This window comes from Roseospirillum parvum, assembly GCF_900100455.1.
In the GTDB taxonomy this organism is placed as follows: domain Bacteria; phylum Pseudomonadota; class Alphaproteobacteria; order Rhodospirillales; family Rhodospirillaceae; genus Roseospirillum; species Roseospirillum parvum.
The window spans coordinates 703,985-728,504 of sequence record NZ_FNCV01000001.1 but is presented as its reverse complement, the minus strand read 5'-3'; the positions used below and the strand labels follow the sequence as shown (position 1 = coordinate 728,504).

The 24,520-nt window shown below is 71.3% G+C and carries 15 protein-coding genes and 2 pseudogenes; 13 read left to right on the top strand and 4 right to left on the bottom strand.

Annotated elements, in window-relative coordinates; all coding sequences use genetic code 11:
• Positions 1-14: 14 nt before the first annotated feature.
• The 9 genes and pseudogenes from topA (at position 15) to BLR95_RS02980 (ending at position 14,800) form a co-directional block, all read left to right on the top strand.
• Positions 15-2,774: a type I DNA topoisomerase gene (topA, locus tag BLR95_RS03015; protein ID WP_092615134.1), complete on the top strand. Its 2,760-nt coding sequence runs from the start codon at positions 15-17 to the stop codon at positions 2,772-2,774.
• A 257-nt stretch (positions 2,775-3,031) separates the two neighbouring features.
• Entirely contained in the window at positions 3,032-4,003 is a 972-nt protein-coding gene (locus tag BLR95_RS03010) for an ABC transporter ATP-binding protein (protein ID WP_092615131.1), read from the top strand.
• The gene (locus tag BLR95_RS03005; protein WP_092615128.1) at positions 4,000-5,403 is read left to right on the top strand and encodes a hypothetical protein; all 1,404 of its coding nucleotides are present in this window, start codon (positions 4,000-4,002) and stop codon (positions 5,401-5,403) included. The genes BLR95_RS03010 and BLR95_RS03005 overlap by 4 nt, the downstream gene beginning before the upstream one ends.
• A complete protein-coding gene (gene rnr / locus BLR95_RS03000) occupies positions 5,400-7,676 on the top strand; it encodes a ribonuclease R (protein WP_092615125.1) in 2,277 nt (758 codons plus the stop codon). The genes BLR95_RS03005 and rnr overlap by 4 nt, the downstream gene beginning before the upstream one ends.
• 141 nt (positions 7,677-7,817) lie before the next feature.
• Positions 7,818-9,458: a S41 family peptidase gene (locus BLR95_RS02995; protein WP_092615122.1), complete on the top strand. Its 1,641-nt coding sequence runs from the start codon at positions 7,818-7,820 to the stop codon at positions 9,456-9,458.
• Positions 9,459-9,472: 14 nt separating this feature from the next.
• A pseudogene (locus tag BLR95_RS16305) lies at positions 9,473-9,826 on the top strand (tetratricopeptide repeat protein); the annotation flags it as partial.
• Positions 9,735-9,935: pseudogene (locus BLR95_RS16300) on the top strand (hypothetical protein); the annotation flags it as partial. The pseudogenes BLR95_RS16305 and BLR95_RS16300, both read left to right, overlap by 92 nt.
• A gap of 15 nt (positions 9,936-9,950) precedes the next feature.
• Positions 9,951-11,210 (top strand): sulfotransferase family protein, encoded by a 1,260-nt coding sequence (locus BLR95_RS02985; protein WP_092615119.1) that lies wholly within the window; start codon positions 9,951-9,953, stop codon positions 11,208-11,210.
• A 116-nt stretch (positions 11,211-11,326) separates the two neighbouring features.
• Positions 11,327-14,800, top strand: a complete 3,474-nt coding sequence (locus tag BLR95_RS02980; protein ID WP_092615116.1) for an indolepyruvate ferredoxin oxidoreductase family protein — start codon at positions 11,327-11,329, stop codon at positions 14,798-14,800.
• Between the two features lie 115 nt (positions 14,801-14,915).
• Here the strand turns inward: BLR95_RS02980 and BLR95_RS02975 are convergent, their stop codons facing one another.
• Positions 14,916-15,383 (bottom strand): RidA family protein, encoded by a 468-nt coding sequence (locus BLR95_RS02975; RefSeq protein ID WP_092615113.1) that lies wholly within the window; start codon positions 15,381-15,383, stop codon positions 14,916-14,918.
• Between the two features lie 93 nt (positions 15,384-15,476).
• On the opposite strand from BLR95_RS02975, the gene serA reads away from it, so the two are divergent.
• Together serA and BLR95_RS02965 are read left to right on the top strand one after the other, a co-directional pair.
• Positions 15,477-16,715 (top strand): phosphoglycerate dehydrogenase, encoded by a 1,239-nt coding sequence (gene serA, locus BLR95_RS02970; protein WP_092615110.1) that lies wholly within the window; start codon positions 15,477-15,479, stop codon positions 16,713-16,715.
• Positions 16,716-16,721: 6 nt separating this feature from the next.
• Positions 16,722-17,234 carry a GNAT family N-acetyltransferase gene (locus BLR95_RS02965; protein WP_092615107.1) on the top strand — a complete coding sequence of 171 codons (513 nt, stop codon included), beginning with the start codon at positions 16,722-16,724 and terminating at the stop codon, positions 17,232-17,234.
• 279 nt (positions 17,235-17,513) lie between these two features.
• On the opposite strand, the gene BLR95_RS02960 is transcribed toward BLR95_RS02965, so the two are convergent.
• Both BLR95_RS02960 and BLR95_RS02955 read right to left on the bottom strand, forming a co-directional pair.
• Positions 17,514-19,421, bottom strand: coding sequence for a propionyl-CoA synthetase (locus BLR95_RS02960; RefSeq protein ID WP_092615105.1), 1,908 nt, complete (start codon positions 19,419-19,421; stop codon positions 17,514-17,516).
• Between the two features lie 669 nt (positions 19,422-20,090).
• Positions 20,091-20,261, bottom strand: a complete 171-nt coding sequence (locus BLR95_RS02955; protein ID WP_092615102.1) for a YdcH family protein — start codon at positions 20,259-20,261, stop codon at positions 20,091-20,093.
• Between the two features lie 472 nt (positions 20,262-20,733).
• Between BLR95_RS02955 and BLR95_RS02950 the strand changes: the two genes are divergently transcribed.
• Positions 20,734-21,291: a UbiX family flavin prenyltransferase gene (locus BLR95_RS02950; RefSeq protein WP_342719572.1), complete on the top strand. Its 558-nt coding sequence runs from the start codon at positions 20,734-20,736 to the stop codon at positions 21,289-21,291.
• Positions 21,292-21,309: 18 nt separating this feature from the next.
• Here BLR95_RS02950 and glgC read toward each other — a convergent pair whose 3' ends face one another.
• The gene (glgC, locus tag BLR95_RS02945) at positions 21,310-22,590 is read right to left on the bottom strand and encodes a glucose-1-phosphate adenylyltransferase (RefSeq protein ID WP_092615097.1); all 1,281 of its coding nucleotides are present in this window, start codon (positions 22,588-22,590) and stop codon (positions 21,310-21,312) included.
• A 352-nt stretch (positions 22,591-22,942) separates the two neighbouring features.
• Here glgC and glgA point away from each other — a divergent pair, with 352 nt between their 5' ends.
• Entirely contained in the window at positions 22,943-24,457 is a 1,515-nt protein-coding gene (gene glgA, locus BLR95_RS02940; protein WP_092615095.1) for a glycogen synthase GlgA, read from the top strand.
• Positions 24,458-24,520: the final 63 nt, after the last annotated feature.

The window sequence follows — 24,520 nt, the reverse complement described above, 5'->3', positions numbered from 1 at the left end:
ACAAGCCCGCCTTTATGGACGTTGTCATCGTCGAGTCCCCGGCCAAGGCCCGCACCATCAACAAGTACCTGGGGACCGACTTCTCGGTCCTCGCCTCGTTCGGCCATGTGCGCGACCTGCCGGCCCGCGACGGCTCGGTGCGCCCGGACGACGGCTTCGCCATGGACTGGGAAGTGGACCAGCGGGCCGAAAAGCAGCTCAAGGAGATCGGCCGGGCGCTGAAGGGGGCACGCCGCCTCTACCTCGCCACCGACCCGGATCGCGAGGGCGAGGCGATCAGTTGGCATGTGCGCGACGTGCTGGCCCAGCGCGGCCTGTTGAAAGACGTCGAGGTGCGCCGAGTCACCTTCAACGCCATCACCGAGCGGGCCGTCGGCGAGGCCATGGCCCAGCCGCGCGACCTCGACCAGCCGCTGATCGACGCCTATCTGGCCCGCCGGGCGCTGGACTATCTGGTCGGCTTCACCCTGTCGCCGGTGCTGTGGCGCAAGCTGCCCGGCTCGCGCTCGGCGGGCCGCGTGCAATCGGTGGCCCTGCGCCTGATCTGCGAGCGCGAGGCCGAGATCGAGCGCTTCAGAAGCCAGGAATACTGGACCGTCGATGTCGATCTGGCCAACCAGCAGGGCCAGCCCTTCACGGCCCGCCTGAGCCACCTTGAAGGCACCAAGCTCGACAAGCTCAGCCTCGGCTCGGCGGCCGATGCCGAGCGCGCCCGGGCGGCCATCGAGGCCGGCGACTTCACGGTCGCCAAGGTGGCCCGCAAGGAGGCCCGGCGCCATCCCTCGCCGCCCTTCACCACCTCGACCCTGCAACAGGAGGCGGCGCGCAAGCTGCACTTCTCGACCACCCGCACCATGCAGGTGGCGCAGCGGCTCTACGAGGGCATCGCGCTGGACGGCGAAACGGTCGGCCTGATCACCTACATGCGGACCGACGGCGTGCAGATCGCCCCGGAAGGGATCGCGCGGGTGCGCGAGTTGATCGGCCGCGACTTCGCCCCGCCCTTCCTGCCCGACCAGCCCCGGGCCTACAAGACCAAGGCCAAGAACGCCCAGGAGGCGCACGAGGCGATCCGCCCGACCGACGTCATGCGCCGCCCGGCCGACGTGGCCCGTTTCCTCGACCGCGACCAGTTGCGCCTCTACGAGTTGATCTGGAAGCGCACCGTGGCCAGCCAGATGGCCAGCGCGGTGCTCGATCAGGTGGGCGTCGATCTGGCCGACGCCAGTGGCGCCACGGTGCTGCGCGCCACCGGCAGCCAGGTGCGCTTCGAGGGCTTCCTGGCGGTCTATCGCGAGGACCGCGACGAGCCCACCGAAAGCGCCCCCGACGCCGAGGCGGAAGGGCGCATCCTGCCGCCGCTCGACGAAGGCCAGGGGGTGGCGACCACCGCCATCCGCCCGGAGCAGCACTTCACCCAGCCGCCGCCGCGCTATTCCGAGGCCGCGCTGGTGCGGCGCATGGAAGAGCTGGGCATCGGGCGGCCCTCCACCTATGCCTCGATCCTCCAGGTGCTGCAGGACCGCGACTACGTGCGCCTCGACCAGCGCCGCTTCATCCCGGAGGATCGCGGGCGGCTGGTCATCGCCTTCCTGGAAAGCTTCTTCAAGCGCTACGTGGAGTACAACTTCACCGCCGACCTGGAGAACCAGCTCGACGAGATCTCCGGCGGGCGGCTCGACTGGAAGACGGTCCTGGGCGCCTTCTGGCACGACTTCACCGAGGCGGTGGAAGGAACCCGCAACCTGCGCGTCTCCGAGGTGCTCGACGCGCTGGACGCCGACCTCGGCCCGCACCTGTTCCCGCCGCGCGCCGACGGCAGCGATCCGCGCGCCTGCCCGGCCTGCGGCGACGGTCGGCTGTCGCTGAAGCTGGGCCGCTACGGCGCCTTCATCGGCTGCTCCAACTACCCCGACTGCCGCTTCACCCAGGAGCTGGGGGCCAGCGCCAGCGGCGAGGCGGGCGGCCAGCCGGCCCCCGGCGAGGACGGCCCGCGCGAGCTGGGCAGCGATCCCGAAAACGGCGAGGCGGTGACCCTGCGCAAGGGGCCCTATGGCTTCTACGTCCAGCGCGGCGAGGGCATCGCCGCCGACAAGGCCAAGAAGCAGAAGGCGGTGAAGCCACCGCGCGCCTCGCTGCCCAAGGCCATGGACCCGGCCAGCGTCGATCTCGAAAAGGCGTTGGGCCTGCTTGCCCTGCCGCGCCGGGTCGGCCTCTACCCCGATAGTGGCGAGGACATCCTGGCCGGCATCGGGCGCTTCGGGCCCTACCTCAAGGTGGGCGACACCTACGTCTCGCTGAAGGGCGACGACGACGTGCTGACCATCGGCGAGAACCGGGCGGTGGAGCTGATCGCCGCCTCGGGCAAGCACGGCAAGCGGGCCCCGGCCCGCGAGCTGGGCGCCCACCCGGGCGACGGCAAGCCGGTGGTGGTCAAGGACGGCCGCTACGGCCCCTATGTGGAGCACGGCCGGATCAGGGCCACCCTGCGCAAGGACATGGAGCGCGACAGCGTCAGCCTGGAGGAGGCCCTGCCCCTGCTCGCCGCCAAGGCGGAAAAGGCGGGGGTGAAGGGAGCCGGCAAGACGGCGAGCAAAACCTCGGCGGCCAAGAAAACCACCACCAGCAAGACCACCGCCACCAAGACCACCACCAAGAAGCCGGCGGCGAAAACGGCCAGCGCCAAAAAGCCTGCCACCAAGAAGACCACCGCCAAAAAAGCCACCACCAGGAAAGCCCCGTCCAAGGCGGCGGGTGACGGCGCGGAAAGCTGACTCCTTTTTCCGCCCCGCTGTCGCCCCATTCAGGTGGCACAAGGAACGGGCCACCGTCCCGGTGGCCGCTGTCCCGACACCGCCTGTTCAGGTGACCCCTGTCCAGGCGGACAGCGCCAACCCCATTCCGATCCGCCCCCGCCGGCGGGACCGGCCGAGACCGGTCCGGCCGCGCCTTGATCGCCCTTTTGACCGCCCTTTTGACCCCGCCGGCGACGAAACGGGCGGCGGACCGGAGCCAACCGACGGAGGGCCCGATGATCGAAATCGACAACGTGGTCTTCGACTACCCCGGCCTGCGGGCGCTGGACGGGGTGTCCTGCACCCTGCCGGCCGGCCGGGTGACCGCCCTGGTCGGCCCCAACGGGGCCGGCAAGACCACCCTGATGCGCTGCATCGCCGGCCTTGAGCGGCCGCTCGCCGGACGCATCCGGGTCGACGGCATCGATGTCGCCCTGGCCCCCCGCAAGGTCCATGCCCGGCTGGGCTTCCTGTACGACTTCTATGGCCACTACGAGGACCTGACGGTGGCCCAGGCCCTGCGCTACCGGGTCGCCGCGCAAGGCGTGCCCAAGGCCGAGCGGGCCGACAAGGTGGCCCTGGCCATCCACCGCCTGGGCCTTGGGCAGCGGGCCGGCCAACCGGCCGCCACCCTGTCGCGCGGCTGGCGGCAGAAGGCGGCGATCGCCCTGGCCATCGTCCACGACCCCCAGGTGGTGATGCTGGACGAGCCGGCCTCGGGCCTCGATCCGGAAGCCCGGGGCGATCTGTCCGCCCTCATCCTCGATCTCAACCGGGCCGGCAAGACGCTGCTGGTGTCGTCGCACATCCTGGCCGAGCTGGCCGACTATTCGAGCCACGTCCTGGTTCTGCGCGACGGCCACGCGGCGCCCCTGCGCCCGGTGCTCGATGACGAGGCCGCCCCTGGCGGCGAAACCCTGGTCGAGGTGCGTCTGGCCAGCCCGCTGGCCGACTGGGCGGCGGTGCTCTCTGCCCTGCCGGCGCCGCCGCGGCTGATCGCCGCCGAGCCGACGCGGGCCACCCTGGCCGCCCCGCCCGATGCGGCCGGGCGCGCCGCCCTGCTTGCCGGGCTGATCGGCCAGGGGCTGGCGGTCAGCGCCTTCGCCCCGGCCCGGGCCGATCTGGCCGCCGCCTATCAGGCCGCCCTTCGCCCGACGCCCTCACCCGCCACCCCACCCGCCACCGACTCCGGGGAGGCCCGGCCATGAACCCCGAACTGATCCGCAACTGGCGCCTGGAACTCAGCCCAGCCCGCCTCGCCCTGATGCTGGTCGGGGTGGTTGCCATCGCCCTGCTGGTGGTCGCCGACGAGACCCCGCACGATGCCGCCGACGGTCTGCACGGCTGGTTCCGGGTGCTGTTCTACCTGACCGCCGGGGTGTGGGGGACCCGCCGCGCCGCCGCCGCCATCACCGAGGAAGTGGCCCAGGGCACCTGGGACGCCCAGCGCATGTCGGCCATGGGCCCGTGGACCCTGACCTGGGGCAAGCTGTTCGGCGCCACCGCCCAGGCCTGGGTGGTCGGGCTGGTCTGCCTGGGCCTGTCGCTGGCCGGGCCGGCGTTGTTCGACCCCTCCCTGCTGAGCCGGCACGAGCAGGTGCACACCGCCGCCTTCGACCTGTTGCTGGTGTTCGGTGGGCAGGCGGTGGCGCTGGCCTCGGCGCTGGCCCTGCTCGCCCTCGACCGGGCCCGCCACGCCCAGGGTGCCACCCTGGCCCAGACCATCGCCCTGGCGGTGGGGGCCAATGCCTTCACCGCCGCCATCGCCCTGGCCGAGCGCGACACGCCCCTGAACTGGTGGGGCCTGCCCCTGTCGGGAAGCCAGTTGGCGCTGCTCGGTCTGGCCCTGTTCGCGCTGTCCGGGGTGCTCGTCGCCTGGCGCCTGATGCGCCAGGAGCTGAGCCATTTCGACCTGCCGGGCAGCCTGCCCTGGGGCTGGCTGGGGATGAGCGGCCTGGGCATGGCCTATGCCGCCGGTCTGGCCGGGGGGATCGACGACCCCACCTTCCGCCACAGCGTCGGCCTCGCCGCCGCCTATGGGGTGGCGGCGGCGGCGACCTATGTCGCCATCCTGTTCGAGCCCAAGGACCCGCTGCGCCTGAAAGCCCTCAACCTGCGCTGGCGCGAGGGCAAGCGGGCCGAGACCCTGGCCCTGCTTCCCGGCTGGGCGGTGACCCTGCCCCTGGCCGCCCTGTGCGCCATCGCCCTGGCCTTGGTGGGCGAGGGTCTGGCGCACGAACTGGGGCGACAGATGTTCGACGATGACTCCCTGGAGCAGGTGCTGCGGGCGCTGATCCAGATGCCCCTGCTCGGCCTGCTGTTCATCCTCCGCGACCTGCTGGTGGCTCATCTGGTGTTCACCCGCTGGGCCGGTCGGCGACCGCGCCGAGCCCCGCTGATGACCCTGACCGTGCTGCTCATCGCCTATCTTCTGCTGCCCGCGATCCTGCTCGGCCTCGGCTGGCAGGCGCCGCGCCCCTTCCTGGTGCCCGCCCTCGACCTGGGGTGGGGCATCGCCGTCGGGGCGCCCTTGCTCGAGATCGCGTTGCTTGCCATCCTCGTCTGGCGCCCCTGGCGCCGCCCGCCGCCCCGGAAAGGACAGGCATGACCCCGCCCCGCAAACCACCGCTGCCCACCGCCGAGCAGGTCCTTCAGTTCATCCGGGAAAGCCCGGGCCGGGTCGGCAAGCGGGAGATCGCCCGCGCCTTCCACCTGAGCGGCGACGACCGCCGCCACCTCAAGGACATCCTCAAGGAGCTGGCCGAGGCCGGGCACATCGAGCGCGGCGCCAAGCGGCGCTTCGCCCGTCCCGGCAGCCTGCCCCCGGTGATGGTGCTGGAGGCCCACGCCCAGGACAGCGACGGCAGCCTGCTGGCCCGCCCGCTGGCCTGGGAGGGCGACACCCCGCCGCCGCGCATCGTGGTCCTGCCCGACCGCCGCCTGAAGCCCGAGGCCGGAGTCGGCGACCGCCTGCTGGCCCGCCTCGAATGGGCCGGCGGCGAGGAGGACGATGACGACGACAGCCCGCCCACCTACAACGCCCGGCCCATCCGGCGGCTGGCCAGCGGCCCGCGCGAGGTGCTGGGCATCTACGAAATGGGCAGCGAGGGCGGCCGTCTGCGCCCCACCGACCGACGCGAGAAAAGCGACTACATCGTCACCCCCGGCAACGCCGGCGGGGCCAGCCCCGGGGCCCTGGTGCTGGCCGAGGCGCTGCCCCGCCGGGGCCGCGCCCTGGGCCTGCCCGTGGCCCGCATCACCGAGGTACTGGGCGACATCGACCACCCCGGGGCGGTCAGCCTGATCGCCATCCACACCCATGGCATTCCGCACCAGTTCCCGGCCGCCGTGCTGGCCGAGGCCGAGGCCGCCCAGGCGCCGACGCCGGAGGGACGGAGCGACCTCACCGACCTGCCCCTGGTCACCATCGACGGGGCCGACGCGCGGGACTTCGACGACGCCGTGTTCGCCGCCCCCGACGACGATCCGGCCAACCCCGGCGGCTGGCGGGTGGTGGTCGCCATCGCCGACGTGGCGGCCTACGTGCGCCCGGGCTCGGAGCTCGACCTCTCGGCCCGCGAGCGGGGCAACAGCGTCTACTTCCCGGACCGCGTCGTGCCGATGCTGCCGGAGGCCCTGTCCAACGGCTGGTGCAGCCTGAAACCGCACGAGCCGCGCGGTTGTCTGGCCGTCACCATGACCTTCGACGCGACCGGGGAGAAGCGCGCCCACCGCTTCGCCCGGGGCCTGATGCGCTCGGCCGCCCGACTGACCTACGAGCAGGTCCAGGCGGCCGTGGATGGCGCCCCCGACGAGACCACCGGCCCGCTGGTCGAACCGGTCCTGAAGCCCCTCTACGGGGCCTGGAAGGCGCTGGCCGAGGCGCGCCAACGGCGCGGCGCCCTGGAACTCGACCTGCCGGAGCGCCGGGTGGTGGTCGACGACGCCGGCCACGTGGTCGACATCGTGCCGCGCGCCCGCCTCGACAGCCACCGGCTGATCGAGGACTTCATGATCGCCGCCAACGTCGCCGCCGCCGAGCAACTGGAGGCGGTGGAACAGCCGTGCATGTACCGGGTGCACGACCGCCCGGCCGATGATCGGCTGGAGAACCTGCGCACCTTCCTGGCCAGCCTGAACCTGACATTGGCCCACGGGCAAGATCTCAAGCCGCAGAAGTTCAACCAGATTCTGAGCAAGGTGAAGGGCGCCCCGCACGAGGCCCTGGTCAACACGGTGGTCCTGAGGGCCCAGTCCCAGGCCGTCTACAGCCCGGAAAACCTGGGCCATTTCGGCCTCGGGCTGGCCCGCTACGCCCACTTCACCTCGCCCATCCGGCGCTATGCCGACCTTCTGGTGCACCGCGCCCTGGTCTCGGGCCTGGGCCTTCAGATCGACCGTGACGGCCTGCCGCCCGACGCCCCGGAGGCGTTCGAGGAGGTGGCGGCCCACATCTCGATGACCGAGCGCCGCGCCGCCAACGCCGAACGCTCGGCGGTTGACCGCTTCACCACCCGCTTCCTGGCCGACCGGGTGGGCGCCGACTTCACCGCCAAGGTGAGCGGGGTCACCCGGGCCGGCCTGTTCGTCAGCCTGGCCGATACCGGGGCCGACGGGCTGATCCCCATCTCCACCCTGACCCCGGCCGATTTCTACCGCCACGACGAGGACCACCACCGGCTGGTCGGCCAGCGCACCCGGCGCACCTTCTCCCTGGGCCAGACCCTGACCGTGCGCCTGATCGAGGCCGAGCCGCTGACCGGCAGCCTGATCTTCGCCCTGCGCCCCGACCCCAAACACCAACATCCGGAGAAGACGCCGGCCAAGGGCTCGCCCCGGCACGCCAAGGCGCTGGCGGCGGCGCGGCGGGCGCGCCGCTGAAACAGCCCGCATCGGCCCCTTGATGGCGCTTGAACAGAGGCTTGTGGCGTGTTGAAATAAGCCTACTTTTCAGGCACCGGCCGAGTCGGCCAGACTCCCCCGGCCGCCGCCACCCTCATGCTCCGGCAGGACACCAAGACCATGCACCGCCCCTGGCGGCCGGGGGTTCCGACGCCCCACTTCTTCTACTCGGTCCTGGGCGGCTTCCTGCTCGTCGCCCTGGCGGTTGGCTGCACCCCGGGCGGCCCCCCGGCGGACCATGCCGAGCTGCCGCGCGCCCTGGCGGAGGTCCAGGATCCGGCCTTCAAGGTCGGCCCGGCGCGCCATCTGGTCGACTACGGCTTCGAAGCCATCGAGGACCGCTACATCCACCCCGTCGCGGCCGACCGGCTGGCCCTGGCCGGCCTCGCCGGACTGGGCCGGCTCGATCCGGCGATCTCGGTCACCCCGGCCGAGGGGCGGGTGATCCTCAGCCGCGACGCCGAGCAGGTGGCCGACTTCGCCGCCCCCCGGGCCGACGACACCGAGGCCTGGGCCAATCTGGCGGTGGCCATCACCCGGGCCGGGCGGGCCGTCTCGCCGACCCTGATGGCGGCCAGCCAGGAGGACATCTACGAAGCCCTGTTCGACGCCGCGCTGGCCGACCTCGACGGCTACTCGCGCTACGCCAGCGCCGCCGAGGCGCGCGACCACCGGGCGTCGCGCAACGGCTTCGGCGGCATCGGCATCCACTTCGGGATCATCGAGGCAGGGGTCGACGTGCGCCAGGTGATCCCCGGCTCGCCGGCCGACCGGGCCGGGCTGGCGGTTGGCGACACCATCATCAGCATCGACGGCCGGCCGGCCAGCGGGCTGTCCATCGAGCAGGTCAAGGAAACCCTGCGCGGCCCCATCGACAGTTCCTGCCGGCTCGGCGTGCTGGGGCCCGAGGCCAGGACACCGCGCGACGTCACCTTGCGCCGCGCCCTGGTGGTGCCCAACACGGTCAGCGCCGAGCGGCGCGGCGAGGTTCTGGTCATCACCCTGAGCAGCTTCAACCAGCGCACCGCCCGGGCGGTCTCCGATGTGCTCGACGGCCTGCCCGGCGAGCCGCCGGTCCAGGGGCTGGTGCTCGACATGCGCGGCAATCCGGGCGGCCTGCTCGATCAGGCGGTGGCGGTCAGCGACCTGTTCCTGCGCCGGGGGCGCATCGTCTTCACCCGTGGCCGCCACCCGGAAAGCCGCCAGAGCTACGATGCCGGGGGCGGTGATCTGGCCCACGACCTGCCCATGGCGGTGGTCATCGACGGCCGCTCCGCCTCGGCCGCCGAGATCGTCGCCGCCGCCCTGCAGGATGCCGGGCGGGCGGTGGTCATCGGCACCACCTCCTACGGCAAGGGCACCGTGCAGACGGTCATCCGGCTGCCCAACGACGGCGAGATGACCCTCACCTGGTCGCGCTTCCACTCGCCCTCGGGCTACGCCCTGGAGGGGCTCGGCGTGCTGCCCACCCTGTGCACCAGCCGACCCGACGGGCGCGCCGTCTCCGAGGCGGAGAGCGCCGGCCTGCTCGCCCCGCTGCGTCAGGGTGATCCGGTGGTGGCGACCCGCCTCGCCCGCTGGCGGGCCACCCGACCGGGCGACGAGGCGGCCCGTCAGGCCCTGCGCGCCGCCTGCCCGGCCCGCGCCCACAGCACCAGCGACGACGACCTGGAACTGGCGGTGCGTCTGCTCGGCGACGGCGGCCTGTACGAAAACGCCGTGCAGGTGGCCAGCCACGCCCCGCCGGCCCGCGACTACTGAGCCCAGACGCCGCGATGCCCGGGGCGCCCGACCTCGAAGCCGCCCGTCAGGCGTTGCGCGACGGGCGGCCGGTCGAGGCCGAGGGGCTGTGCCGAACCCGCCTCGCCGATCGGCCGGACGCCCCTGAAGCCCATCACCTGCTGGGGCTGGCGCGCCACCATCAGGGCGACCCGCTGGGCGCCCTGGTCCATCTGGAAACGGCGGTTGCCCTTGATCCCGGGGCCGGCAAGCCACTGGGCAATCTGGCCCGGGTGGCCCTGGCCGCCGGCCGCCTCGATGTGGCCCGCGCCGCCGCCGAGCGCCTGTGCGCCCTGGACCCCGGCCCGGACAGCGCCCTGTTGTTGGGCACCGTGGCCGCCCTGGCCGGCGACCCGGCCACCGCCCGCGCCCACCTGGAAACGGTGTCCTGGGATCACCCCCCAGGCGGTCGAGGCACGGACCAACCTGGGCGCCGCTCTGGCCCGCGCCGGCGCCTTCACCGAGGCGGTGGCGGTGTTCGAGGAAACCCGGGCCCGTTGCCCGCCCAGCGCCGACCTTTTGAGCAATCTGGCCCACGCCCTGGATCAGGCGGGCCGCCCGGCCGACGGCCTGCCCCCTGCCCGGCAGGCGGTGGTGCTGGCCCCGCCCGGCACGCCGAGCCAATGGCGGGCCCGCTTCGTCGAGGCCCGCCTGCTCGCCACCCTGGGCCGGAACGAGGACGCCCTGGCCGCCTTCGAGGGGCTGGCCGACAGCCCCCTGCCGCCGGCCGAGCGGCGCGCCCTCAAGGCCGAGTTGGCGCGCCTGAACGACCGCCTGGACCGCCCCCAGGCCGCCTTCGCCGCCGCCATGGATATGAACCGGCTGGCCGCCGCCCAGGCGCCACGCCAGATCGACCCGCGCGCCTTCATCGAGCGGGTGGCGCGCATGGCCGCCTGGGCCACCCCGGCCCGGCTGGCCGAGCCCCCGCCGACCCCCAAGAACGACCCAACTGGGGACGACCTAACTGGGGACGACCTAACTGGGGACGACCTGCCCGATCCGATCCTGCTGGTCGGCTATCCGGGCGCCGGCACGACGCTTCTGGACACCCTGCTGGGGGCCCATCCCGGGGTGCGGACGGGCGGCGGGGTGTCGCCTTTGGGCGACCTGTGCCAGGTCGTCTGTCGCCTGATCGGCGGCGCCGAACTCTACCCGGCCGGGCTCGACAGCCTGCCCCCCACCGCCTGGGCCGGGTTGCGCCGCGCCCTGTGGGCCGACGCCGAACAGCGGCTGGGGCCACTCATCAGCCCCCAGACCGGCGCGCCCAGGCGCCTGCTCGACCGGCGGCCCTTCAACATCATCGACCTGCCCTTCGCCGCCCGCCTGTTCCCCGGCGCCCCGGTACTGGTCGCCCTGCGCGACCCGCGCGACCTTCTGCTGTGCAACCTGATGCGGGACGCTCCGCCCAGCGACGCCACGGCCACCGCCTGGCGCCTGGACACCTGCGCCGAAGCCTGCTGCAAGGTGATGCGCCCCTTCCTGGCCCAGCGCGACCACCTGAACCTCGACCTGCTGGTCTATCGCCACGAGGACCTGATCGCCCAACCGGCGACCACCCTGGGCCGGGTGCTGGCCCACCTCGGCCTGCCCGCAAGCCCAGGCATGGCGGACGCGCCGGCCCAGGCCCCGAGCGACCCCACCATTGGCCGCTGGCGGGCCTACCGGGCGGTGCTGGCCCCGGCCCTGCCCGAGCTGACCCGGCTGGCCGGGGAGTTGGGGTATCCGGCTGACTGAGACGAGGGCGGAGGCGCGAATATTGCACCGGCGCGGTCGGACACTGTATCATCGCAGGATAGGGCAGCCTGTCTGACCATTTCACCCCGCCCTTACCCCCCGACCGGACCCCGCCCATGGCCGCCGCCCCCGTGCTCCCCGACGTCTCCCTGGCCGACAAGTACACCCTGCCGGAAGGTCGGGTGTTCCTGAACGGCACCCAGGCCCTGGTCCGCCTTTTGCTCGACCAGCGGCGCGAGGATGCCGCCCGGGGACTGACCACCGGGGCCTACGTCAGCGGCTACCGGGGCTCGCCGCTGGGGGCGCTGGACCAGGAGCTGGCCCGCAACCGCCGCCTTCTCGACCCCCACCGGGTGCGCTTCCAGCCGGCGGTCAACGAGGATCTGGCCGCCACCGCCATCTGGGGCAGCCAGCAGACCGGCCTGTTTCCCGGGGCACGGGTCCAGGGCGTGGTCGGCCTGTGGTACGGCAAGGGGCCGGGGGTGGACCGTTCGGGCGACGCGCTGCGCCACGCCAACATGGCCGGCACGGCGCCGCTCGGCGGCGTGCTGCTGCTGGCCGGCGACGACCACGGGGCCAAGTCCTCGACCGTCGCCCACCACTCCGAGCCGGCCCTGATGGACGCCCGCATCCCGGTGCTGCATCCGGCCGATCTGTCCGAGATCCTCTCGCTGGGCCGCATCGGCTGGGAGATGAGCCGCTTTTCCGGCTGCTGGGTGGCCCTCAAGTGCGCCGGCGAGTTGCTGGACACCACCGCCTCCCTGCTGCTGCCCACGCCGCGCCCCCTGGTCCGCCCGGAGATCGCCCTGCCCCCCGGCGGCCTGCACATCCGCCTGAGCGACACCCCGCTGGCCCAGGAGGAACGGCTGATCGTCCACAAGGTGCCGGCCGCCCTGGCCTTTGCCCGGGCCAACCGGCTGGACCGGGTGATCCTGGGGCCCGACAGGGCGCGCCTGGGGCTGGTCACCAGCGGCAAGAGCACCGCCGACGTCCGTCAGGCCCTGGCCGATCTGGGCCTGGGCGACGACCTGCTCGGCACGCTGGGCCTCGCCGTCTATCAGGTGGCCCTGCCCTGGCCGCTGGAGCCCGACGGCCTGACCGCCTTCGCCGAAGGGCTGTCCAGCCTGCTGGTGGTCGAGGAAAAGCGCCCGGTGATGGAGCCCCAGATCAAGGAGCTGCTCTATCCCCGCCCCGACCGCCCGACCATCCACGGCAAGACCGACCCCGAGGGCCGCCCCCTGCTGGCCAGCCACGGGGTGCTCGGCCCGCTCGACGTGGCCCGCGCCGTGGTCGGCTGGCTGGAGGACGCGCTGGGGGCCGACTTCCCCGCCGCCGACCGGCTGCGCCAGCGTCTGGCCGAGCTCACCGCCCGCGCCACCCCGCCGGCGCCACCGGCCGAGCGCCAGCGCACCCCCTACTTCTGCGCCGGCTGCCCGCACAACACCTCGACCAAGGTGCCCGAGGGCAGCCGCGCCCTGGCCGGCATCGGCTGCCACTATCTGGTCCAGGGCATGGGGCGCAACACCGCCACCTTCACCCACATGGGGGCGGAAGGGGCCTCGTGGCTCGGTCAGGCGCCGTTCACCGACACCCCCCACGTGTTCTGCAACATGGGCGACGGCACCTACTTCCACTCCGGGCTGATGGCCATCCGGGCCGCCGTCGCCTCGGGCGTGAACATCACCTACAAGCTGCTGTTCAACGACGCCGTGGCGATGACCGGCGGTCAGCCCATGGACGGCCCGCTGACCCCGGTCTCGCTGGCCCGCCAGCTGGCCGCCGAGGGGGTGGCCAAGGTGGTGGTGGTCAGCGACGACCCGGGGCGCTATCCGGCCGGCCTGCCCTGGCCCAAGGGCACCACCATCCACCATCGCCGCGACCTGGACACGGTGCAGAAGACCCTGCGCCGGCACCCCGGCGTCAGCGCCCTGATCCACGACCAGACCTGCGCCGCCGAGAAACGCCGGCGCAGGAAGCGCGGCACGATGCCCGAGCCGGACGAGGCGGTGGTCATCAATCCCTGGGTCTGCGAGGGCTGCGGCGACTGCGGGGCGGTCTCCAACTGTGTCGCCATCCAGCCTTTGCCCACCCCCGAGGGCTTGAAGCGGCGGGTCGATCCCTCGGCCTGCAACAAGGACTTCCTGTGCCTGGACGGCTTCTGTCCGGCTTTCGTCACGGTCAAGGGGGCGCGGCCCAAACGCACCGCCCACCCGGCCCCGGAGGCCGCCGGCCTGCCCGCCCCGCCGCCGCCCCCGGCCGGGCTGGCCGAGCCCTACGGCATCATCGTCACCGGCATCGGCGGCACCGGGGTGGTCACCGTGGGTGCCCTGCTCGGCATGGCGGCCCACCTGGACGGGCGGGCGGTCTCCATCCTCGACCAGACCGGCCTGGCCCAGAAGAACGGCGCCGTGGTCTCGCACATCCGCCTGGCCGACACCCCAGAAGCCCTGGCCGCCGCCCGCCTCGGCCCCGGACAGGCCGATCTTGTCCTGGGCGCCGACCTGCTGACCGCCGGCGGCGCCGACACCCTGACCCGCATGGCCCCGGGGCGGACCCGGGCCATCCTCAACACCGACAGCCCGGTGACCGCCGACTTCACCCGCGACCCCGCCGCCACCCTGCCGGCCGAGCCGGTGATGGCCGGCATGACCGACGCCCTGGGCGCCCAGGCGGTGGTCCGACTGGCCGCCGGGCGGCTGGCCAGCGGGCTGATGGGCGACACCCTGGCGGTCAATCCCTTCCTGCTCGGCTTCGCCTGGCAGAAGGGCTGGATTCCGCTCTCCGAGGCCGCCCTGATGCGGGCCATCGAGTTGAACGGCGTCGCCGTCACCGCCAATCAGGCCGCCTTCCGCTGGGGCCGTCAGGGCGCGGTGGACGAGGCCGCCTTGTGGCATAACCTTGGCCTGTCGGAAACGCCGGCCCCCGAGCCCGACCTGGACGATGATCTGGCGCAGCGCCGGGAGTCGCTGCGCGACAGTCACGGCGCCGCCGCCGCGCAGCGTTTCGACGCCCTGATCGCGCGGGTGCGGGCCGCCGAATCCGCCGCCACCCCGGGCCGCGACGCCCTCACCCGGGCGGTTGCCAGAGGCTGGCACAAGCGTCTTGCCTTCAAGGACGAGTACGAGGTGGCCCGGCTGTTCTCCGACGGTCGTTTCGACGCCTGGCTGGCCGAGCGCTACCAGGGCATCACCCGCCGCCGCCATCACATGGCGCCGCCCCTGCTCGCCCGCACCGATCCGGCCACCGGGCGACCGGCCAAGCTGGCCTTCGGGCCGTGGATGAAGCCCACGCTTGGCCTGCTGGCCCGCCTGCGCAGCCTGCGCGACGGGCCGTTCGACCCGTTCCGCTTCTCAAGCGAGCGCAAGCTGCACCACCGCCTGATCGCCGACTACCAGCGGCAGATCGAAAGCCTGCTCCCCGGCCTGAGCGCCGAAACCCACGCCAGGGCCGTGGAAACCGCCCGCCGAACCCTGGACATCAAGGGCTTCGGGCCGGTGCTGAACGCCAACGCCGAGGCAAGCCAAGGGGGCGCTGCCCCCTTGGAACCCCCGCCGGGGGGACCAGGGGGCCCCCCCGGACCCCCGCCATGAGACAAAACCAGCCAGGGGGCTTGCCCCCCTGGCTGGTTTTGCGTCACGGAGGGGGTCTGGGGGACCCCCTGGGTCCCCAGCGGGGTTCCAAGGGGCAGCGCCCCTTGGGCCTGCCTCAGTCGATGGCGATCAGGGCATCGATCTCGACGCCCACCCCCAGCGGCAGCGAGGCGGCGCCGGTGGCGGCGCGGCTGTGGCGGCCGGCGTCGCCGAACACCTCGACCATCAGGTCGCTGGCCCCGTTGATGACCTTGGGATGGTCGGTGAAGTCCGCCGTGGCGGCGACGAAGCCGCCCAGGCGGACAATGCGGCGCACCCGGTCCAGGTTGCCGTCCAGCGCGGCGCGGGCCTGGGCGATGATGTTCAACCCGCACAGACGGGCCGCCGCCTGCCCCTCTTCCAGGCTCAGGGTGTCGCCCAGCCGGCCCAGGTAGCGCGGCCCCTCGGCGGTCAGCGGAATCTGCCCGGAGATGGCGAGCAGCCTGCCCTCGATGACAAAGGGCACGTAGTTGGCGACCGGCGCGGCGGCGAGCGGCAACTCAAGCCCCAACTCGGCGAGGCGGGCATCAATGGCGGACGGCATGGTGGACACTCCATTTCGGGCGCGGGGTGTGGTATGACCGGCGCCAGCCCGTGGCGCTGCGTCACCCGCCTTGTTGGAACATAGGAAGAAACCGTGAGCAAGCTGTCCCTGCCCAAGGAGAACATCCGCATCCTGCTGCTGGAGAGCATCCACCCCAAGGCGGTGGAGCATCTGACGGCCCAGGGCTACACCACCATCGAGCAGGTCTCCGGGGCGCTGGACGAGGCCGAGTTGATCGAGCGCATCAAGGATGTGCACATGGTCGGCATCCGCTCGCGCACCAAGCTGACCGAGAAGGTCTTCGCGGCTGCGGAAAAGCTGTTCGTGGTCGGCTGCTTCTGCATCGGCACCAATCAGGTGGACCTGAAGGCCGCCAAGGCGCGCGGCATTCCGGTGTTCAACGCCCCCTACTCCAACACCCGCTCGGTGGCCGAGATGGTCATCGGCCAGACGGTGATGCTGATGCGCGGCACCTTCGCCCGCGCCATGGCGGCGCACCAGGGGCGCTGGCTGAAAACCGCCGACGGCAGCCACGAGGTGCGCGGCAAGACCCTGGGCATCGTCGGCTACGGGCACATCGGCACCCAGGTCTCGGTGCTCGCCGAGGGCATGGGCATGCGGGTGCGCTATTACGACATCGAGAACAAGCTGCCGTTGGGCAACGCCACCCCCTGCGCCAGCCTGGACGAGCTGCTGGGCTGTGCCGACGTGGTTACCCTGCACGTCCCGGGGACCGAGCTGACCAGGGGCATGATCGGGGCCGAGCGGTTGGCCGCCATGAAGCCGGGCGGCATCCTGATCAACGCGGCACGCGGCGACGTGGTCGACATCGACGCCCTGGCCGCCGCCCTGGACAGCGGCCACCTGAAGGGCGCCGCGGTCGACGTCTTCCCCAAGGAACCGGGCAGCGCCGACGAGGAGTTCCAAAGCCCCCTGCGCGGCCGCGATCAGGTCATCCTGACCCCCCATGTGGGCGGCTCGACCATCGAGGCCCAGGCCAACATCGGCACCGAGGTGGCGGAAAAGCTGACCCAGTACTCCGACGTCGGCAGCACGGTCGGCGCCGTCAACATGGTCGAGGTCTCGCTGCCCCGCACCGAAGGCGCCCAGACCCGCTTCATGCACCTGCACCGCAACGTGCCCGGCGTGCTGTCGCAGATCAACGAGGTGTTCTCCTCGCGCGGCCTGAACATCGATGCCCAGTACCTGCGCACCGACTCCGACAGCGGCTATGTGGTGGTCGATGTCCATGCCGAGGTGGAGGCCGGCCAGGGCATCCGCCGCGCCCTGGCCGCCATCGACGGCACCATCCGGGTGCGCTTCCTGTACTGATTGGACATGGATATCCCGCTGCTCCACGCCGGACGGCTGACCGGGCATCTGTTCGCGCCTTCCGACAGCCCCGACCTCAGGGCCCTGTTCAACGACCCCCGGGTGATGAAGAGCATGGGCACCCACGGCACGCCCATGCCCCACTACCGCTTCGCCAGCGTCGAAGCCCGCTTCCTCGACATGACCGAGGACGGCCCCGGCTTCGGCCTGTGGGTGTTTCGCGGCCCCAAGGGCGGCTTCGTCGGCTACTGCGGGCTGCGCCGGGAAGAAGTGCGCGGACGCCTCGAAAACGAGCTGCTGTATACCGTGGGCGGCGACTACCACGGCCTTGGCCAGGCCACCCTGATGGCCCGCGTGGTGCTGGCCTGGGGCCGCGCCCATGGCATCACCGACGTGGTCGCCTACACCACCTGCGACAACATCGCCTCGCGCCGCGTGATGGAGAAAATGGGCCTGACCGAAGAAACCACCTTCCACCACGCCCGCCTCGACCACGTCCTCTACCGCCGCACCGACTGACGGCAAGCCCCGGCAGGCGGGCGGGAAATCGCCGCTGTCAAGGGGGCGCTGCCCCCTTGGACCCCCGCCGGGGGGACCTGGGGCCCCCCCGGACCCCCGCCGCGACTTAAAGCCGGAAAAGAGGGGGGTGGCTGAGCGCGTGCGCTCAGCCACCCCCCTCTTTTCCGGCTTTGACTCATGGTGGGGTCTGGGGAGGCCTCACGGCCTCCCCAGCGGGGTTCAAAGGGGCAGCGCCCCTTTGCAGTCGGCGATTGCCCGCCCCTCTGCCGGGTCCTGCCCTCAGCCGGTGCGGTGGGAGGCGAGGCCGATGCCTTCCAGGGCTTCGGTGATTTCGGGCAGGATGCCTGGATCATCGATGGTGGCCGGCATCTTGTAGTCCTGGTTGTCGGCGATCTTCTGCATGGTGCCGCGCAGGATCTTGCCGGAGCGTGTTTTCGGCAGGCGGTCGACGACGACGGCCTGTTTGAAGGCGGCGACCGGGCCGATTTCCTGGCGGATCAGGCCGACCAGTTCCTTGACGATCTCGCCCTGGTCGCGGCTGACGCCGCTTTTCAGGACCACGAAGCCCAGCGGCACCTGCCCTTTCATGTCGTCGTGCACGCCGATGACGGCGCACTCGGCGACGTTGGGGTGGCTGGCCAGCACCTCTTCCATGGCCCCGGTGGACAGCCGGTGGCCGGCCACGTTGATAACGTCGTCGGTGCGGGTCATCACGTAGACGTAGCCGTTTTCGTCGATGTAGCCGGCGTCGCCGGTCTTGTAATAGCCGGGATAGTCGACCAGGTAGGCATCCTTGAAGCGCTGGTCGGCGTTCCACAGGGTGGGCAGGGTGCCCGGCGGCAGCGGCAGCTTGCAGACCAGGGCGCCGATGTCACCGGCCTTCACCGGCTGCTGGTTCTCGTCCAGCACCTGGACGTTCCAACCCGGCATGGCAACGGTGGGCGAGCCGTGCTTGACCGGCATCGGCTCCAGGCCCATGGGGTTGGCGCAGATGGCCCAGCCGGTTTCGGTCTGCCACCAGTGGTCGATGACCGGCACCTTCAGCTTGTCCTCGGCCCACTTCAGGGTGTCCGGGTCGGAGCGTTCGCCGGCCAGGAACAGGGTCTTGAAGTGGCCGAGGTCGTACTTTTCGAGGAAGGTGCCGTCGGGGTCCTCGCGCTTGATGGCGCGGAAGGCGGTGGGGGCGGTGAACAGGGTGCTCACCTTGTGCTCGGCGATGACCCGCCAGAAGGTGCCGGCGTCGGGCGTGCCGACCGGCTTGCCCTCGAAGACGACGGTGGTATTGCCGTTCAGCAGCGGCGCATAGACGATGTAGCTGTGGCCGACCACCCAGCCGACGTCGGAAGCGGCCCAGTAGACCTCGCCCGGCTCGACGTTGTAGACCGCCTTCATGGTCCACTTCAGGGCCACGGCATGGCCGCCGTTGTCGCGCACCACCCCTTTGGGTTGGCCGGTGGTGCCGGAGGTGTAGAGGATATAGAGCGGATCGGTGGCCTTCACCGGCACGCAGTCGGCCGGCGTGGCGCTGGCCATTTCCTCGGCCCAGTCGTGATCGCGCCCGGGGGTCATCTCGCCGGTCTGCTCGGGGCGCTGGAAGACGACCACCTTTTCCGGCTTGTGGGTAGCCAGTTCGATGGCCTTGTCGGCCAGCGGCTTGTAGGCCACGACGCGGCCCGGCTCCAGCCCGCAGGAGGCCATCACCACCGCCTTGGGCTTGGCGTCATCGATGCGGGTGGCCAGCTCCTGGGCGGCGAAACCGCCGAACACCACCGAGTGCACGGCGCCGATGCGAGCGCAGGCCAGCATGGCGATGGGGGCCTCGGGGATCATCGGCATGTAGACGATGACACGGTCGCCCTTCTCCACCCCCAGGCCCTTCAGCACGCCGGCGAAGCGGCTCACCTGATCCTTGAGCTCGGCGTAGGTGATGGTGCGCTTGGCGCCGGTCATCGGGCTGTCGTAGATGATCGCCGGCTGCTCGGCGCGACCGTTCTGCACATGGCGGTCGACGGCGTTGTGGCAGGTGTTCAGTTCGCCGCCGACGAACCAGCGATAGAAGGGAGCGGCGCTGTCGTCGAGCACCTTGTCGGCCGGCTTGATCCAGTCGATCTCGCGGGCCGCCTCGGCCCAGAAGCCCTCGGGATCATCCACGGAGCGCTGATAGGCGGTTTGATAGGGGCTGGTCATGGCGGGCACTTCACCTCCCTGTGTGCCTTCGTGAGGGTCGGCCTTGCGCGGCCAACCCATTCGAGTAGGGTCGGCGGTTGGGCTCGGGGTCTCACCCGGCACCCCTTCCGCGACGGGGGGGAGTTTGTCCCACGGGGTTGCCGCCTGTAAAGCGTCGAACGGCAGTCCGGGCAAATGCAAGGAGTTGTGCATAACCGGGCCGCGCGGAACAGCCCCGAAAGGGTGGGAGCCCAGAATTGAAGGCCCAAATTTGAAGGCCCCAGGGACCAGGGTCCCCGGGGCCTTGAGATCGGCGAATCGATCTTGAGCTTAGCGATGTCCCAATTTGAACGGAGGCGCTGAAGATGCGCGTGTTCAGATGCTCTTTCGTGGAACCGGGTCCAGAGGTTCCGCACACGGTTGACTGACATGGAAGCCCGTTCCCGCGGGCTTCCGGCTTGGCGCTTGGCCGGGCTCAATCAGGCCGAAGACCGGTCCCTTGAGTACCAGGGGGGTTCCCGTCCCCCGGGCGGCTCGTACTGGGCGCGACATGTCCACCACAAAGCGGCAGCCACACCCTGGACCGTCATCCTTCACCGGTTTCCTGAACCGGTGCCTGGGCCTCGGCCGACCGTCGCCGCGATCCGCTGAGGGGCTCGTGGCGACGGGCGCAGGTTCACAATGCCCGGATCAGCCCCGGGAGTCCAGTCGGAACAGTTCGTCCTTCACCTTCAGTTTCTGTCGCTTGAGGGCGGTCAACATGGCCTCGTCGGGATGGGGACGGCCGACCTCTTGGGTCAGCGCGTTATCAAGCTCGGCGTGACGGGACTTCAGGGCCTCGACCCGGGCTTCTGCAACCATGTTTTGATACTCCCTGTCTGGCGGGCGCCCGCCCCTTGCCGGGGTCGGCCACCCAAGACCTACGACGTGTCGTCCAGGCCCTGGCGGGAGGGGATCGGCCGGAAACTCCGCGGGCGCGTGTTCGGGACTGCGCGGCCGCGCGGGGCCATCTGGCGCCTTTTCCCTGTGTGCCTCCGGTTCCACCCGGCAGGTCGTCGATCAACAGGGCTTGGGCCCCCGGCCGTCCGCCCGCCGATCCCCGATCAAGGCACCCGGTTTCCCGGCGGCACCCGTTTCGGGCGGGCGGGCTTGACGACAGTTTCAGGATATGACTATCTGTCCGGTCTTTCCAGAAAAAGTCACCGGCATGACCGTTTCCGGTGGCTTTTTTTACGCTCGCGGGGTGCCTTTCTTGCCGCCGCCTGACCACCGGATGAACTGTGGTTCATCCTTGCCCGGGAGCCCCTTCACGGTGTCCGACCAACCCAGACGCATGATTGTGGGGATCACCGGAGCCTCGGGAATCGTGTACGGGATTCGCTGCCTTGAGACACTGGGCGAGCTGGGCGTCGAGACCCACCTCGTGATGAGCCGCACCGCCGAGGTCACCCTGGCCCACGAGACCGACCTCAAGGTGGCCCAGGTGAAGGCCCTGGCCAGCGCCGTGCATCGCATCGACGATCTGGCGGCGGCGCCGTCCAGCGGCTCGTTTCCGGTGCTGGGGATGATCGTCGCCCCGTGCTCCATGCGCACCCTGGCCGAGATCGCCGCCGGGCTGGCCGGCAACCTGATCACCCGGGCCGCCGACGTCACCCTGAAGGAACGCCGCCGGCTGGTCCTGATGGCGCGCGAGACGCCGCTGCACCTGGGGCACATCCGGGCCATGGCCACGGTCACCGAGCTGGGCGCCATCGTCGCCCCGCCGGTGCCCGCCTTCTACAGCCGCCCGGCCAGTCTGGAGGAGATGGTCGACCACAGCGTCGGCCGGGTGCTCGACCTGTTCGGGCTGGACAGCGGCCGGGTCCGCCGCTGGGGCGACACCGACCGCTGAGCCCCCTGCCCCAAGGCCTCAGTCCAGGGCGTCGAGCATGGACTGGGTGATCAGGGTGATGCCGCCCTCGGTGCGGTGGAAGCGCCGGGCGTCGGCCTCGGCATCCTCGCCGACCACCAGCCCTGCCGGAATCTGACAGCCGGAGCCGAGCACCGCCCGGCTGATGCGGCTGCGCCGGCCGATGTTGCAGTCCGGCAGGACCACCGTGTCGCTGACCGTGCAGTAGGAGTTGACCCGCACGTTGTTGCTGAGCAGCGAGCGGCGCACGGTCGAGCCGGAAACCACGCAGCCGGCGCTGACCACCGAGTCGACCGCCATGCCGCGGCGGTCGTCGTTGTCGAACACGAACTTGGCGCTGGGCCGCTGCACCTGATAGGTCCAGATCGGCCAGCGGGAGTCATAAAGGTCGAGGTCCGGGGTCACCGAGGTCAGGTCGATGTTGGCCGCCCAGTAGGCGTCCAACGTGCCGACATCGCGCCAGTAGGGCTCGCTCTGCCCCGGCGAGGAGATCGAGCTGGCCGAGAAGCGGTGGGCCTGAAGGTGCGCCCCGGCGGTGACCAGATAGGGCAGGATGTTCTTGCCGAAATCGCGCGCCGAGGCGGCGTCGTCGGCATCGCGGGTCAACTCCTGGACCAGGAAATCGTAAGAGAACAGGTAGATGCCCATGCTGGCGAAGGCACGCTCCGGATCGTCCGGGATGCCCGGCGGGTCGGCCGGCTTTTCCAGGAAGCTGGTGATGCGATCGTGCCCATCGACGCCGACCACGCCGAACGCCGTGGCCTCGGCGCGCGGCACCTCGACGCAGCCCACCGTCACGTCAGCGCCGCTTTCGATGTGGTGCGCCAGCATGCGCGAGTAGTCCTGGCGGTAGACGTGGTCGCCGGCCAGGATCAGCACATACTTGGGTTGATGGCGGGCCATCATGGTCAGGTTCTGGTACACCGCGTCGGCGGTCCCCCTGTACCAGCTTTCGTCGCGGGTCTGCTGCTGGGCCGGCCACAGCTCGATGAACTCGTTGATCTCGGCGCGCAGGAAGCCCCAGCCGCGCTGCACGTGCTGGATCAGGTTGTGCGCCTTGTACTGGGTCAGCACGGCGACCCGGCGGATGCCCGAGTTGATGCAGTTGGACAGCGGGAAGTCGATGATGCGGAACTTGCCACCGAAAGGCACGGCCGGTTTGGCCTCCTCATCGGTCAGGTTCATCAGCCGCGAGCCGCGACCGCCGGCAAGCACCAGCGCCAGGGTACTGCGCAACTCCAGGTTAATATCGGCGGGGGGAACAACGTCCCGGTCGGCCATGGGGTCCTCGCTGCCTCGAAGGGTTGGAAAAGCCTGATTCGCTACGGAATGTGCCACCTGCCCCGGGCCCTTTCAATGACCCCGTCATGAAATTGTCGGTAACATCGGCGCCATGCCCGGCCGCATCCCGGCTGGCTGCCCATTGGCGCGGCAGTCGGACCGTAACCGATTAGCTGTTGCGCAGGGGGACAATTTCCCGGATTGTCGCGCCGTGCCGAGGTCCGTCGCGCGGTGCACCGATTTTTCGGCACCGATTTTCCGGCACCGATTTTCCGGCACCGATTTTCCGACGGCCTCCGGCATCCCTGTCCAAGCCGCCGACCCGGCCGATCCGAATTCCTTGGTAGTCCCGATGCGCGTCCTGTCCGTTACCTCCGAGCTGCACCCGCTGATCAAGACCGGCGGCCTGGCCGACGTGGCCGGCGCCCTGCCCCGGGCCCTGGTGCATCGGGGGGACGACGTGCGCTGTCTGCTGCCGGCCTATCCCGGCATCGCGGCGGCGCTCGAGCCAGCCGGCCCGCCGCGCCCCATCGCCCCGCCGCTGCCGGGGCTTGGCGACTGCCGGCTGATCGGCGGCTACCTGGGGCCGGTGCGGGTCGAACTGTTCGACTGCCCGGCCCTGTTCGACCGTCCCGGCGGCCCCTACGTCGACGCCCAGGGCAACGACCATCCGGACAACTTCCACCGCTTCGCCGCCCTCTCCCGGGTCGGCGCCGAGCTGGCCCTGGGACGGCTGGTTCCCGGCTGGCGGGCCGACGTGGTGCATACCCACGACTGGCCGACCGGGCTGGTCGGGGCCTATCTGCATTTCGCGGCCGGGCCGTCCGAACGGCCGGCCGTGGTCTTCACCATCCACAACATCGACTACCTCGGGCTGTGCGGGCCCGAGGTGCTGGGCATGATCGACCTGCCGGACAGCGCCTTCTCCATCAACGGCGTCGAGTTCAACGGCTATGTCTCCTATCTCAAGGCGGGCTGCTACCACGCCGACCACGTGACCACGGTCAGCCCCACCTACGCCCGCGAGATCCAGACCCCCGGCGGCGGCCGCGGCCTCGATGGCCTGCTCGCCGGGATGGCCGCCGAGGGACGGCTGTCGGGCATCCTCAACGGCATCGACGCCGAGGAATGGAACCCGGCCCAGGACGGCCATCTGATGGCCCGCTACGACCTCGACCACATGGCCGGCAAGGCCACCTGCAAGGCCGACCTGCAGGACGAATTGGGCCTGGAACCGGCCCCCAACGCCCCGCTGTTCGGGCTGGTTTCGCGCCTGATCCCCCAGAAGGGGGTCGATCTGGTGATCGGCGCCGCCTCGGAAATCATCGCCCGGGGCGGCCAGTTGGCCATTCTCGGCAGCGGCGATCCCGGTCTGGTCGAGGCCCTGCACCATCTGACCGCCGCCCACCCGGGCCGGGTCGGCACCTTCATCGGCTATGGCGAGGCGCTGGCCCACCGCATCCAGGCCGGGGCCGACCTGTTCCTGGCCCCGTCGCGCTTCGAGCCCTGCGGGTTGACCCAGCTCTACGCCCTGCGCTACGGCACCCTGCCGGTGGTGCGGCGCACCGGCGGGCTGGCCGACACGGTGGAGGACGCCACCCCGGATGGCAGCGACGGCACAGGATTTGTCTTTGACGAACCCAGCGTCTCTGGAATCATGTCAGCCATCGACCGGGCCCTGGCCCTGTACGGCCGGCCGCAGTCGTGGGCCCAGGTGCGCCGCCGGGCGATGACCCGCGACTTCGGCTGGGACCGGGCCGCCGAGGGCTATCAACGCCTGTTCACCCGGCTGTGCGAGCAGACGGCCCGCCATGGCGGCGGCGGGGGCGACTTCACCCCCCGCGCCGCCGCCGCCGAGGCGCCCTGACAGACCCGGACCGAGGTCGGGCGCGTCCCACCATCGCCATTCACCGCCACCCGTCATCCAGAG